This window comes from Paraburkholderia sp. NPDC080076 (assembly GCF_050281145.1).
Lineage (GTDB): Bacteria > Pseudomonadota > Gammaproteobacteria > Burkholderiales > Burkholderiaceae > Paraburkholderia.
The window spans coordinates 360,385-373,451 of record NZ_JBNNWQ010000009.1; the positions used below are offsets into that span (position 1 = coordinate 360,385).

15 protein-coding genes are annotated in these 13,067 nt (G+C 64.8%); 4 read left to right on the plus strand and 11 right to left on the minus strand.

Annotated elements, in window-relative coordinates; translation table 11 throughout:
• The first annotated feature begins 48 nt into the window (after positions 1-48).
• Positions 49-1,050 (plus strand): alpha/beta hydrolase, encoded by a 1,002-nt coding sequence (locus tag ACQKRQ_RS31475; RefSeq protein WP_427481378.1) that lies wholly within the window; start codon positions 49-51, stop codon positions 1,048-1,050.
• On the opposite strand, the gene ACQKRQ_RS31480 is transcribed toward ACQKRQ_RS31475, so the two are convergent.
• The 4 genes from ACQKRQ_RS31480 to ACQKRQ_RS31495 form a co-directional block, all read right to left on the minus strand.
• On the minus strand, positions 1,013-1,999 hold the full coding sequence (locus ACQKRQ_RS31480; RefSeq protein ID WP_132382657.1) for an alpha/beta fold hydrolase: 987 nt from the start codon (positions 1,997-1,999) through the stop codon (positions 1,013-1,015). The genes ACQKRQ_RS31475 and ACQKRQ_RS31480 overlap by 38 nt on opposite strands.
• Complete coding sequence (locus tag ACQKRQ_RS31485) at positions 1,996-2,679, minus strand: response regulator transcription factor (RefSeq protein ID WP_342960036.1); 684 nt, start codon at positions 2,677-2,679, stop codon at positions 1,996-1,998. Before ACQKRQ_RS31485 ends, ACQKRQ_RS31480 begins: the two co-directional genes overlap by 4 nt.
• Positions 2,680-2,988: 309 nt before the next feature.
• Positions 2,989-3,132 (minus strand): hypothetical protein, encoded by a 144-nt coding sequence (locus ACQKRQ_RS31490; RefSeq protein ID WP_427481379.1) that lies wholly within the window; start codon positions 3,130-3,132, stop codon positions 2,989-2,991.
• Positions 3,133-3,288: 156 nt separating this feature from the next.
• Entirely contained in the window at positions 3,289-3,843 is a 555-nt protein-coding gene (locus ACQKRQ_RS31495; RefSeq protein ID WP_427481380.1) for a hypothetical protein, read from the minus strand.
• 349 nt (positions 3,844-4,192) lie between these two features.
• On the opposite strand from ACQKRQ_RS31495, the gene ACQKRQ_RS31500 reads away from it, so the two are divergent.
• Complete coding sequence (locus ACQKRQ_RS31500; protein ID WP_207915791.1) at positions 4,193-4,474, plus strand: GCG_CRPN prefix-to-repeats domain-containing protein; 282 nt, start codon at positions 4,193-4,195, stop codon at positions 4,472-4,474.
• Positions 4,475-4,649: 175 nt separating this feature from the next.
• Here the strand turns inward: ACQKRQ_RS31500 and ACQKRQ_RS31505 are convergent, their stop codons facing one another.
• The 3 genes from ACQKRQ_RS31505 to ACQKRQ_RS31515 form a co-directional block, all read right to left on the minus strand.
• The gene (locus ACQKRQ_RS31505) at positions 4,650-6,656 is read right to left on the minus strand and encodes a VTT domain-containing protein (RefSeq protein ID WP_427481381.1); all 2,007 of its coding nucleotides are present in this window, start codon (positions 6,654-6,656) and stop codon (positions 4,650-4,652) included.
• Positions 6,657-6,742: 86 nt separating this feature from the next.
• Positions 6,743-7,441, minus strand: a complete 699-nt coding sequence (locus ACQKRQ_RS31510; RefSeq protein WP_132382665.1) for a glycine zipper 2TM domain-containing protein — start codon at positions 7,439-7,441, stop codon at positions 6,743-6,745.
• 113 nt (positions 7,442-7,554) lie between these two features.
• A complete protein-coding gene (locus tag ACQKRQ_RS31515) occupies positions 7,555-8,199 on the minus strand; it encodes an HD domain-containing protein (protein ID WP_132382667.1) in 645 nt (214 codons plus the stop codon).
• 160 nt (positions 8,200-8,359) lie between these two features.
• Here ACQKRQ_RS31515 and ACQKRQ_RS31520 point away from each other — a divergent pair, with 160 nt between their 5' ends.
• Positions 8,360-8,692, plus strand: a complete 333-nt coding sequence (locus ACQKRQ_RS31520; RefSeq protein ID WP_427481382.1) for a hypothetical protein — start codon at positions 8,360-8,362, stop codon at positions 8,690-8,692.
• A 90-nt stretch (positions 8,693-8,782) separates the two neighbouring features.
• On the plus strand, positions 8,783-9,259 hold the full coding sequence (locus tag ACQKRQ_RS31525) for an OsmC family protein (RefSeq protein ID WP_427481383.1): 477 nt from the start codon (positions 8,783-8,785) through the stop codon (positions 9,257-9,259).
• A gap of 55 nt (positions 9,260-9,314) precedes the next feature.
• On the opposite strand, the gene ACQKRQ_RS31530 is transcribed toward ACQKRQ_RS31525, so the two are convergent.
• From ACQKRQ_RS31530 to ACQKRQ_RS31545, 4 genes are all read right to left on the minus strand, one after another.
• Positions 9,315-10,973, minus strand: a complete 1,659-nt coding sequence (locus ACQKRQ_RS31530) for an NRAMP family divalent metal transporter (RefSeq protein ID WP_427481384.1) — start codon at positions 10,971-10,973, stop codon at positions 9,315-9,317.
• Between the two features lie 123 nt (positions 10,974-11,096).
• Positions 11,097-11,288: a hypothetical protein gene (locus ACQKRQ_RS31535; protein ID WP_427481385.1), complete on the minus strand. Its 192-nt coding sequence runs from the start codon at positions 11,286-11,288 to the stop codon at positions 11,097-11,099.
• Between the two features lie 885 nt (positions 11,289-12,173).
• A complete protein-coding gene (locus tag ACQKRQ_RS31540; protein WP_012426650.1) occupies positions 12,174-12,407 on the minus strand; it encodes a hypothetical protein in 234 nt (77 codons plus the stop codon).
• Positions 12,408-12,473: 66 nt separating this feature from the next.
• Positions 12,474-12,941: an Lrp/AsnC family transcriptional regulator gene (locus ACQKRQ_RS31545; RefSeq protein ID WP_408281521.1), complete on the minus strand. Its 468-nt coding sequence runs from the start codon at positions 12,939-12,941 to the stop codon at positions 12,474-12,476.
• Positions 12,942-13,067: the final 126 nt, after the last annotated feature.

Genomic DNA, 13,067 nt, shown 5'->3' on the forward strand with positions numbered 1-13,067 from the left:
CGCGCTGACCACGGCGTCCGTCGGCCGTTTCTTTCCCATCAGATCATCATGAACGTTCAGCAATCCCAAACCACCTCGACCGATGGCGTGCCGCTCGACACGCTTACGCGACCGCGTGCCGAAAGCTGGCAGGCCGCCTGGGTGCGACGCGCGATTCCGCTGGTGATGGCGCTGCACTTCAGTTCGAGCCGCCGCCCGGCGCCCGACGTGCACGCGCTGCGATTGCGCGCGCATCGCTACACCTTGCCTGGCCGGCTCGCCGCGGCATGCCTTTATCCGCGCGTGCGCCGTCACGCCGATGCAGAACTGAAGGGCGAATGGATTCGTTCGCCCGGCGCTTCACAGGAATCGGAAGAAACAGTGGTGCTATACCTGCACGGCGGCGCGTACTACTTCGGCTCCCCCGCGACGCATCGTGCGTTGACCGTCGAACTGGCCCACTCGACGCAATCGGCGGTGTTCGCGCTGGACTACAGCCTCGCGCCGGAACATCCGTTTCCCGCCGCGCTGGAGGACACCCTGCGCGCCTATCGGGCGCTGCTGGCGCGCCGCATCGCGCCGAGTTCGATCGTGTTCGCCGGCGACTCGGCGGGCGCCGGGCTCGCGCTCGCCGCGCTGGTGGCGCTGCGCGACGCGGGCGAGCCGCTGCCCGCCGGGGCCGTGCTGTTCTCGCCTTGGGCGGACCTGACGACGATCTGGCGCGCGAGCCATAACGCGTTGTCGATGAACCGCACCGCGATGGAAGCGGCCGCCGACATGTATCTGCGCAACGTCAGGCGCTTCGAGCCGCTGGCGTCGCCCGCGCGCGCGAAGCTGCATGGTTTGCCGCCCATTCACGTGCAGACCAGTGACGCCGAGGCGTTGAGCACCGACGCGCGCGAGCTCGCGGCAAGACTGCAACGCGCAGGCAATGCAGTGGAGTTCGCACAATGGCATGCAATGCCGCACGCGTGGCAGTGCTTCGCGCCGTTCGTGCCGGAAGCGCGCGCGGCGCTAGGCGAGGCTTCGCGATTTATTTGCCGCTGCTGGGCGGGCGCGACCTTGCGATGAACGCGTTGATCGCGGCGGCGAGCGCCTGCGGGTATTGATACATCATCGCGTGGCCCGCCGAACGCACGACGAGCAGTTGCGCATGCGGAATCTGCTCGGCGAGCGCTTCCGAGTTCTGCTTCGGCAAGACCTGATCGTCGGCGCCCGTGAGGACCAGGGTAGCGAGGCGCACGTTTTTCAGCGCTGCCGCGGCGGCCTCGTCGCCGGCCCAGTCATGCAGCAGTGCGGACTGGCCTTCGGTCACCGTCGCCGAAATGGCGGGCGGCTGGTAACCGGCCGGCTGGAACATATTCTTACGGAAGCACCGTTGCGCTGCGTCCACCGCAGTGGGCGGAAACAGGACCCGCATGACATCCATGAAGCTGGTGCCCGGCTTGCCGGACAGGGTGGCTTCGACGTCGGGCGTCACCGGCACGCCGAGCGACCCCGGCGCGGGCGCGCTCATGAGGACGATGCGCCGCACGGCGAGCGGCGGGTCGAACGCGAGTTGCTGGGCAATGGCGCCGCCCATCGACCAGCCGACGAAGGTGACGTCGGAGAGGTGCAGCGTGTCGATCAGCGCGGCGGCGTCGAGTGTCATGTCCCGTGCGGAAAAGCTGGATGCCGCCGGTTCGGAGCGGCCGATGCCGCGGTTGTCGAAGACGATCACTTCGTGCCGCCTGGCGAGATCGGTCAGAAAGGCGGCGTCCCATTCGGCCATCGTCGCGCGAAAGCCGGTTTGCAGCACGATCGGCGTGCCGCGGCCGAAGCGGTAGTACGCGATGTCGCCGTTCACCGTATGCGCGATCTGCTCACGAATCGATGGCTTGTGATCCGGGCGATCGGCAACGACCGGGCAGGCCTTTTCGTTCGCGTAGTGGACGGTTTTCGCTTCGACGAGCGCGGCCTGCGTGGCGCCGAATAGCGCCAGCAGCGAAGTCGCCGCGATGAGACTGCGCAGGCGTGTCATGAAGCCGGTCCTTTGCCGGCTTCGCCGAGCATGACGGTCCAGCCGAGACCTCGCACGTTGCGAATCACGGTGAGCCCGAACTTCTTGCGCACCGAATGGATCAGCACATCCACCGCGTTGCTTTCGACCTCTTTGCCCCAGCCGTACAAGCGGTCTTCGAGTTGTTCGCGCGACAGGATCGTGCCGGGACGTTCGAGAAACGCGAGCATTAGCGCGAACTCGCGTGCGGAGAGTACGGTCGTGGTGCCGTTGCAGGTCAGCGTGCGTTTGTCGAGATCGAGGCTGAGCGACTCGTCGCCGAGACGCGACGACGCGTAGCCGGCCTTGCGGCGGATCACTGCACGGATGCGGGCGAGCAGTTCGGGGACGTCGAAAGGCTTGAGCAGGTAATCGTCGGCGCCGACATCGAGACCCTGTACGCGCGAATCGAGATCGTCGCGGGCGGTCAGGATCAACACCGGGACCGCGTTGCCGGCCGCGCGCGACGACTTCAGCAGCTCGATGCCGCTCATGCCGGGCAAGCCCAGATCGAGCAGCACGACGGTGTATTCGGCGTTGGCCATGGCGTCGCGCCCGGCGATGCCGTCCCTGACCCAGTCGACGCTATAGTCGGCGTCCTTGAGTGCACGCAGCAGACTTTGGCCAATCTGCAAATCGTCTTCAACGAGGAGAATTCTCATGATCGTCCTGTCGGCAGCAGTCAGGTTGTGCCTGGCTCGCAGCTCGCGGGGTGCGTGGCAGTGCCACGACAGGCGAGCGATTGAATGATAACCGACGCACGCGCGCCGGCATGATCCGCAGTGCCGATCTGGTCGAACGAGTGAGGGGGTTTGTGCGTGCCGACGCAAGCGTGGATGTGGGACGATTCGAAGACTTCGCTGCGTGCGCAGCGATGAGAGGCCGGGACTCGTGGCGTGCCGAAATCCTGCTGGCGCAGGTGGCGGATCGAGACGCCACATAACGCGGTGTGGCGGCTCGCTGTGTCGTCGTCAATAAGCGCCGGCCATGGCGAGCAGATAGAACGGCAGCAGATCTTCGTTCGATAGCGGCGGCTCCAGCGCTGCGCCGGCTGCGTCAGCGGTTGCGTTGGCGGTGTCGTCGGACTGGGTGGAAAGGGCGGTTTGCGTGTCCATGATGCTAATCCTCGTGATGATCGAACCGCATCTGCGGAGAGCCGAAGGGGTCTTTCCGTGCGGGATAGAGTCATCGTGAGCCTCGTGAATTAGCGTGAAATTAGTCGATGTTCCGAGCCCTGCGATGGTGAAGCGCAGGGCCGCCAAACGCCATTGCTAGCGTGTTGCCTGCCCGGCCGCGCGCTGTTCCGGATACCACGACGTGAACTTGACCGCGGCGACCAGCGCGGCCACGGTCGCCATCACGCCCACCGAATGGGGCAGCGCCGGCGCATAAACCATCGCGATGTCCGCGAGCACCAGCATGCCGAACGCGAGCGCCCAGGCGGCGCTGATCACATAGTTGACGTGGATGAAACGCTCGCTGTTCCACTGCTCGCGATCGACTGTCTCGCGTGCGTATTGCAGCGTGAATGGCCGCCGCAATGCGATCGACGCCAGCACGATCAGCGCAAGCCCTGCATCGACACGCAGCCGCACAGCGGCGATCGACCAGTGCACGTCACTGGTCAGCGCATAGATGGCCAGCGCCCCAAATAGCAGGACGGTACCGGCTTCCAGCAGCTTGACGTGGCGAGCGGGGGTTACGAGATCGCGCACCAGCAGCGCGGCGGCGACGAGCGCACCGGCAAGCAGTCCCGCCTGCGCGCCGGCAAGGCGTTCGATCACCGCAAAGGCTAGAAACGGGGCAAAGCTCAGCAAGAGATTCATCGTGGACTCCAGAGTTGGGGGAGGTTCGCGTGATGGCAGCCGGCCGTGCGTTTCGCGTAATGCGGACTACGCATGACGGCCATGCGAAGCCAAATGCCGATATGTTTACAGTGGAAAGATATTGCCTAAATTTTCAGCGCGAGTCAAGTGGAGATGACTGGCAGCCAATGTCATTCGTTCGCCGGGCAAATCATCTCGACGTCGATGCCGATCGACCCGCGGACGAGCGTCGTCCGAGTGCTCACTTTCACCTAACTCTTGAAGCCGATCATGCGTCCTGCAGCACACGAAAACGACGCTCATCGAAAACAACGCTTATCAAAAACAACCAGGGTGAAGGAGAATCATCATGTCAACACTTCGTTCGGCATTGGCCGTCGCCGTCATGGCCGCGTCCGCTCTTGTGGTGAATACCGCTCACGCGGCCCAGGGCTGCGGTCCGAACGGCTGGCGCGGTACCTGGGGCCATTGCCATTACGCGCCGCCGGTCTATGTCGCGCCGCGTCCGGTGATCTATGCAGCGCCGCCGGTCTCGACCTACGCTTGCCCTCCCGGCTACTGGCTGGGCCCGTGGGGCCATTGCCGCGACACGCCATATCACGGCCGCCTGCCGAACGGCGGATGGCAATGAGCGGGCGCAAGCCTGATCCGTCGCCGGCGATGGATCCGACGGCGGATCGTTCCAGGTCCGCCGCGTGCGCAGACCTTATCCACAGAAAATGTTCGCAACCCTGTGGACAAGTCCTGGCCAAGCGAGATAACTGATTGAGTGCAGAAGGATTTCTCCGCGGGAGCAGCGAACGCGCTCACTCCATCGGCGAGGCGAGCAAGGACACCGGCACGCCATGGCAACTGACCCGGGCGACGAGCGCCGCGCCCAGGCCCGCACTCGACTTCTCGTGCGCATCGAACGAGGTCATCTCCCTGTCGACCCGCAGAATATTGATGGGCCACGACGGCCGGGACAGCCGTTCGTGCGCGAAAGCCCCGACCCATAGCGGCGTGATGGACGTGCCGTTGCCCACCGCGTAACCGCTGGGCCAGAAACGCAGCACATCGCGTTCGTCGCGCGAGTCGCCCGGACGCATGAAGACCACCGAGGACGGCACGCCGTTGTTGAGTTTCGGCAAGACCGGCAGCGACACCGCGGCCACGTTGGGCGAGGCCAGCGAGAGCAGGCTGTGCGCCGAGACGTCCGTGCCCTCGACCCACCCTTGAGCGCGCAACTGTCCGCGGATCGAATCGAGGTTCGAGACCCACTGCAGCGTGAGCGGCTCCTTGCGGTCGCCGCCCATATCCGAGCGGTAGCACGGCAGGCGCTTCCACAGGGACAGTGTCCATTCCGATTGCGTAACCAGCACGGGCGACGGACGCAGCGCGCTATCCGGCGGCGGGGTGGGCATGTTGAAGCCGATCTGCACGCCCACGCTGACCAGCACGACCGCCAGCACCACGACGGGCATGAACGCGCGTTCAGGCGGTGCTTCCGGGTGCCGCCACATCGCTGTCAACGCAACGATCGCCACCCAGATGTACGCGAGCGCGGCGCCGCCGATCGCATCCGACACCCAGTACCTGCCGAAGTACAGTCCCGCGAGCGCGACCACGATCACCACGATCGCACTCGCGGCCGCCACCAGCACGCCCTCCAGCCGGCCGACCCGGCGCGCCAGCAGAAACGCGAGAAAGCCGTACACGATGACGGTCGCGGCGACGTGATTGCTCGGAAACACATAGGCGCCGGCCATCAGCTCATTGGGCGGCGCGCGGCGCATCGCGAACTGCAGCGCGAAGATCAGCAATTGGGAAAACACCACAGCCGCCAGCCAGTAGCCGATGGTGCGCCAGCGCCGCTCCAGCAGCATCCACACCGCGACCGTCACGACCAGCGCCGCGAGCGTGAGGCTGCTGCCGAGCGTCGAGAGTCCCGCAAGCACGGTGTCGCTCCAGGGCGTGCGTACCGATTGCAGGAAGTGATAGACGGAGAGGTCCACTTGCGTCAGCGGATCGCCGCTGATGACGTCGTCGAGCACGCCGAAAAAAAGCGCGCCCGACACGAGCACGACCAGCGACGTCAGCAGGATGCTGCTGGCGTCGGGTGTGCTGGGGTCGAGCATCCTGCGCGCGAACCGGCCGAACGGCCCCGGATGCCGGCACGCCCAACTCCCGAGCTGGCGGCCCGCCGCGCCCGACCATGCATTGGCGTGCGAGAGCAGAAAACGCGCGGCGCGAAAGCTCAGCCAGACGATCCCCACCAGCAGCGCGATGATCACGACGAGCCGGAACGATACCGCGCCGGCCAGCAGCACCGAGGCACCGAATATCATGCCCGGCAGGATATGGGCGGGCGCCCAGATCAGCGCGGACAGCACGTTCATCGCGTAGAAGCGCAGCGGCGACATGCCCAGCATGCCCGCCACCACCGGCACGATCGCCCGCAAGGGGCCGATGAAACGCGCCAGCACGACGCTCTTCGCGCCATGTTTGCGGAAGAAGCGGTGACCTGCCTCGAGCAGTTCGGGATGTTTGCGGAACGGCCAGAACTGGACGATCCGGTGCTTGTAGCGGCTGCCGATCCAGAAGCTCATGCCGTCGCCGGCGATGGCGCCCGCGATCGCCCACACCAGTGCCCAGCCCAGGCTCAGGGAGCCGGTGCCGACCAGCGCGCCGGCGAGGAACATCGCGGTGCTGCCCGGAACGAAAGTGCCGATGACGGCGAGAGACTCCAGAAAGGCCGCCAGGAAGACGACCGTCAGCGTCCAGCCGGGATGACCGGCTAACAGATGCAGGAGGTGGATGTAGGCGTGCTCCATCGTGCGCGATCAGCCGTTCTGGCGTAACGATTGATCATAACGCGCGAGGGAGCCGTCTTATTCCTTTTTGGGGACCGCTCGCATGTTCACGAAGCGCTAAGCGAATCGCCGGAGACGTGAACGCGTTCGCCGATCTGCACGGCCGGTTGCGTCGGGTAGCTGAAGTTGCGATAGCTGCCGTCCTGCATGCGGACCTGGACTTCGTAAGTGGTCTGCTTGCGCACCGCGTGCTCGATGCCGTTGCCGGCGAGTCCGCCGCCGACCGCGCCCGCAATCGTCGTGAGAATCTTGCCGCGGCCGCCGCCGATCTGATTGCCGACCAGCCCGCCCGCTACCGCTCCGCCCAGCGCGCCGAGCCCCGTGGTCGGCTCGGGCGCCTGCACCGTATTGATGGCGACGACTTCGCCCGCGTACGGATCGGCGGCGACCGGCCGCGGTGTCGCGGCGTCATAAGGTGCCTGGTAGCCCTGATTGTTTGCGTAGTTCGGCGCGGCCACCGGGTTTGCGCGGCGCGGGTGATGAACCGGCGGCCGGGCAGGGGCGGCTTGCTGCGCGGTCTGCTGAACCGGAGCCGGTTGCGGCGCCGCGATCGGCGCGCTGGCGATCTGCGGCGCCGCCGCCGTGACCGGCAGCGCCGGTTCGGTGACGGCATGCGAAGTCGGCAGCAGGCCGGTCATCGCGGCGATGCCGGTTGCGCTCGCCAGGATGACGGCGACAGCCGCGCCGGCAACCAGCGGATGAATACGGCTGCGTTGCGCTTGGCTGGTAGTGAGGTTCGTGTTCATGGCGGACTCCGCGGGTAGGTGCTTGCAATAACGCCGCGAAAGTGCGCCCGGTGGACACGGGTCGCGTGCTCCTTTGTAAGGATTTGTACAACTTCGCGCGTCCGGTTACACGTTCAGATTTCGTCGCTGAATTCGTCGAGGAAACGTTGCAGGCGGTCATGGCGCAGGCTCGCCAGACGCGCGCCGGTCGTCGTTTGAAAACCCGCCGAGAGTTTCAGCAGCTTGGTGTGGAAATGGTCGAGCGTGTAGCGCGTGTCGTCCAGTGGACGCCGCGTTGCGTGCGGATCGGCCGGATCGTACAAGGCGCGGCCCATCCGCCCTGCGACGTAGAAGCAGCGCGCCACGCCCAGCATGCCGAGCGCGTCGAGCCGGTCGGCGTCCTGCAGCGTTTTCGCTTCGAGCGTGGTCGGCGTGACGGCGGCTGAAAAACTGTGCGCCTCGATCGCGTGCGCCGTGGCCTCGACTTGCGCTCGCGGCCAGCCGAGCGAGGCCAGCACGCGTGCCGCTTTTTCCGCCGACAGGCGCGACGCCTGCGCGCGCAGCGGCGAGTTTTTTTCGACCGCGACGCAATCGTGCAGCAACGTGGCGGCGAACAGCACCTGCGCATCGCCGCCTTCTTCCGCCTGAATGGCCGCGGCGTTTTTCCAGACGCGTTGCAGATGCGAGGTGTCGTGCGAACCGTCGCCGTTGTCGTCGTAAGCGTGCGGCAGGAGAGTTCGGGCCAGATCCTGAAAGGGGGCGAAGGCGGGTTGTGTCATCGGTGCAGTCTGTGAAGAAAGCCGTCGATTATCGCGCATCGTTCGCCGAGTTCTGATCTGGCGGCGGTGAACGAAGCGGGTCGGGCGTCGTCATACTATTTGAGCGGCCGGCAATGCGGACACCGCGGCCGCGCAATTCGACGATGTAACGGAGTGGGCTATGAAGATCGTAAAGGGCAGTATCGTGGTGTCGGCACTCGTGATGGGTGTCGCCGCGGCGGCATATGGGCAGTCCGTCGGCCTGCCGGGCAATGCCGGCGCGGGTGGCATGAATGGCGTGCAGTCCAGCGGGATCAATAACATGGGCGCCGCGGCAGGTGCGGGGCTGGGGACGGGAGCCGGCACGAGTCCGACACCGGGCGTCGGCACGATGGGCGGCGCGGGGGCCGGTCCCGCGCTCAACACCATGCGGGCAAACGGCACGAGCCTGAACATGAATCCGGACCCGCGCGTGCCGAATCTCGCCGGCAAGGGCATGCCGGCGCGGAATTAGTCAGCAAGCTGCGCGCGTCCATCGCGTGATGGCCGCGTATAAAATGCACGCCTCGGCAAGCGGATCCGGTTCGACGGCAAGGAGATGGGCATGGCGTACGGGGAGCACAAATACAAGGTCTCGGTTCAGTGGACCGGCAATCGCGGAAGCGGCACTTCCGGTTATCGCGACTACGGGCGCGAGCATGTGATTGTCGCGGGCAACAAGCCCGAGATTCCAGGCTCATCGGATGCGGCCTTTCTCGGCGACGCCGGGCGCTGGAATCCGGAAGATCTGCTGGTCGCCTCGGCCAGCGCCTGCCACAAACTCTGGTATCTGCATCTATGCGCGGATGCCGGCATCGCAGTGACCGCGTATCGCGACAACGCCGAAGGCACCATGCTCGACGATCCGAAGCAAGGCCGTTTTTCACAGATCGTTCTGCGTCCGCATGTCGTGATTCGCGCGGGCGGCGATGCCGAACTCGCCGCGCACCTGCATCACGTGGCGCACGAGAAGTGCTATATCGCGAACTCGGTCAACTTTCCGATTCTCTGCGAGCCGGTCATCGAAACGGATACGCATTGAACGAGGCGTTCTGGCCGCCGCTCGCCGAAGCGCGCTGCGGCTGGGCGCTATCCATTCAATGCAGCAGCGTCATCTGTACGACCTTCACGATCACCAGCGCGACCGCCACGATCAGATAGCCGCGCAACACGCCCATCCAGACACGCTTGGACATCGTCAATTGCGGCGCCGGCAGTTCCTCCAGAGGCGGCATGCGCCAGTTTGCGCGTGGTTCCTTCGACAACCTGAACTCGCTTTCGTGAGCCGCGGAGTTTTCTGATTCCCGCCGTAGCTTGCGGACCACGACGGTGGCCGCATAGCCTGCCACGGCCATCAATGTGCCGCCTGAGAGCACTTCAAGAATCGCTTCGCCCGTGATGTCCGGATACATCACCGATGCCGTGAGAATGATGGATAGCATGACGAGCACCCAGACCACTGCGCCTGTAAAGACGTTGAGCTTCTTCGAGTTGACCCACGGTCCGAGGACCGCGCGGTCGTTGCACAACAGCAGCAGAAACACGGTCGCGCTCGGCAGCAGCACGCCGGCGAGCGTTTGCACTGCTTCCGTCAGAAGGCCGAGCGGGCTGCCCGGAATCAGCACGAGCGTCGCCGCGGCCGCCACGATGCCGAAATAGACGAGGTAGAAGCCCTTCGCGTCCGACACGCCGCGATGCAGCGAGTGGCGAATCTTGAAGACGTCGCCGATCGCGTAGGCGGTGGACAGCGACACCGCCGCCGCGCCGATGATGCATGCGTCGAGCAGCGCCACGGCGAAGAGTACGGCGGGCGTGCGGCCGGCATATCTTTCGAGGTCGGCGATCACGCCGCCGGCGTCGGTGAAATTGCCGGATTCCGGTTTGCCCGCGTAGAGCGCCGCGCAGAACGAGATCATGGCCACGGCGCCGATCATCACGAAGACGATACCGATCCACAGGTCGGCTTTTTCGTACTTCATGAAGCGCGGCGTGATGCGCTTGTCGACGATGTAGCTCTGCTGGAAAAACAACTGCCACGGCGCGACGGTGGTGCCGACAATGCCGATCACGAGCAGCATCACGTCGCTTAGTTTCGAGTGGGCGGGCCAGCCCGGAATCAGAAAGTCGTGCGCCATCTGGCCGGCCGGCGGATGAATCGACACCAGCACGGGCACCAGCAACAGGCTCATCAGACACAGCACCACGGCGAAGCGTTCGAAGCGCCGGAAGTTGCCCGTGCTGACCGCGGCCATCGTTACCGCCGCCGCGATGCAAACGCCGGCCACTTTCGAAATGCCGAAGAACTGAAGCACGAACGTAATGCCGATGAACTCGGTCACGATCGTGAGCGCGTTCAGGATGAACAGATCCACGACGCTGAAGGCGCCCCAGAACTTGCCGAAGCGCTCGAAGATCAGCCGTGCGTGACCGACGCCGGTCACGGCGCCCAGACGCAGCACCATTTCCTGATTGACGAACAGCACGGGCACGAGCAGCAGCATGGTCCACAACAGGGTCGTGCCGTAGTTCTGTCCCGCTTGCGTGTAGGTGCCGAAGGCGCCGGCATCGTTATCGCCGACCATCACGATGAGGCCGGGCCCGAGAATCGCAAGCAGCGTGCGCACGCGGGCCCACCAGCTGTTGCGCGCACCCGTGTCGTGATGGGCGATGGTGCCGAGCGCGCCTTTGATGTCGCCGAGGTGCGCGTCGTCGAGAACGGCGCTGCGCGGTGGTGAGACGTTGATTGGAGTGGACATGCTAGCCGCCTGAGTAGGTTTGATTGGATTGAGCGGGGCGCCTTCGGGATTCGCTGGGTGTGCGCGGTCGGACGACGGCGGCGCGGGCGGATCGCGAAGGCGCGCTGAGCTGGGCGTGCGTAGTTACGAAGCGGTGTGCGAAACGGAATGCGTAGCGTGCTGTGGAGCGTGCTGTGAAGCGCGGCGCGACGCGAGCGCCTTGAGGCGTTCCCAGGATGCGGCGAGCCAGTGCGGCTTGATGCCGTGCAGTGCGAGAGCGGCGTCGCTGTGGGTGTGGGTTTGCTGCAGGGTCGGTACGAGGATGGCGAAGTACATGTTATTTCTCCGGGCGTATGGCTTGACGCGGATTGCGGAAAGCCAGCAGACACGGAGCGCGGCGCATCGGGCGCACGGCGAAAGGACGTCTACTCGCTTTCCTTAGGCAAATAAAGCTTTGCGTGCCTGCCCGGTCGTGACTGAGCGGCACCTAAGCGGCATATGGGATAACTGTCACTGTCCATGGCGGCTCCTTATCGGCGTTCAGTACGCACGTGTTTGTCCACGCGCCCGGCCGCGCCGTTTCGAGCGAATCGAAACGGCGCGAGCGAACGCTGTTGCGAGCCGAGGCTCGCAACGCAATGCCATTCGGTGAGACGCACGTGCGCAAGCACGGCGCGGCCGGATGGCGCTAATCAAGGTGCACGGAGAGAGTTACTGCGGCGCGCACCGTCTGCCTGCTGGCAAGACGGCGGCTAAGAAAAGAGAGCGCGGGCGTCGGGCCGGTCAGGCAGTGAAGCTGTTCGAAAGTCGACTACTGCTGGTGTCCAAGGCATGGGCCCCGTTTGTGAAGACGGCGAATTTTAGGCACTCCGGCAAGCGGAAGTCAACATGCTTCGTTAAACGAAGCAAATATTCTTTGATGGGGCGTGGGCTAGGCCACGTTGTGGTTGCCGGAGGTGTCTTGTCTTTCAGTTTCGATAGAAAAGAAAGGCAAATGAATGGTGTGTTTTTCGTCGCTGGCGCGGAGCGGTTGCGGCTCATATCGCGGGCCGGGTTCCATGTGCAACTCGGTCTGATCCGGCGACTGCGCTTGCAAAAGCAGGATGCGGTTGCAGCGCGTGTTCGTGACTCGCGGGTACAAGCGAGCGTGCCCAGCGTATGGAGCCGAACTTCGGGCGCGCTTCGCCGTCGCTACACGGGCAGAGCGCGCTTCGAGGCGTCTTAACGATTGCCGTCGAGCAGATCGCCAAGCAGTTCGTCGAACGCGGCTTGCGCGTCTTCGAGTTCCTGCAGCGCGGCGTCGAATGTTTGCAGCGCGAACTGCGATGGCTTGCCGCTGCCGGCCGGCGGGAATTGCGATTGCAGCGACGCGAACGCCGACTGCACCCGCTGCGTCGCGGTCAATACGCGCTGCATCGCCGCGGTTTCTTCGGCTCGCGCCTGTTCGTGATCCATGAGAACTCCGTATTCGTCTGGTCGGCTCGCGCCGTTTTCAAAGGCGTGACTATGCCACGTTCGCGTTCAGGACAGCGGCAAGCCGCCATTAGCCTTAATTTCGCGCAACGATAGCGCCGATTCCACCGATGTCACGCCAGGCAGGCTGCGCATCTCGTCGCGCATAAAGGTTCCGTAGTCGTCGAGGTCGCGTGCCACCACCTGCAGGATGTAATCGGCGCTGCCCGACACGTTGTGACACGTGAGGATTCGCGCAATGGCCTGCACCTCGCGCTCGAAGCGCGTCGCCACCGCGCGGTCGTGCACGGCAAAACGCACGTAGACAAATGCCACCACGCCGAAGCCGAGCGCGGAGCGTGACAGCATCGCGCGGTACTGGTCGATATAGCCGTCGTTTTCGAGGCGCTTGAGACGGCGCGCGCAGGGCGTTTCGCTCAGGCCGACCGTTTCGGCCAGCCGCGCGTTCGACATGCGGCCATCTTTCTGCAGCGCGGCGAGGATCGCGCGGTCTGTTTTATCGAGGTCGGTCGTCATGGCTCAGGTGCTGATTTCGGTTTGGAGGAAAGCATAGGCATAAGCCGTAATGTTAGCGCATTCCTCCAAACATGAAGTCGAGAAGCTGGTAATTCGCCAGCAAACCCTCCACCGGCGATAGCAAGA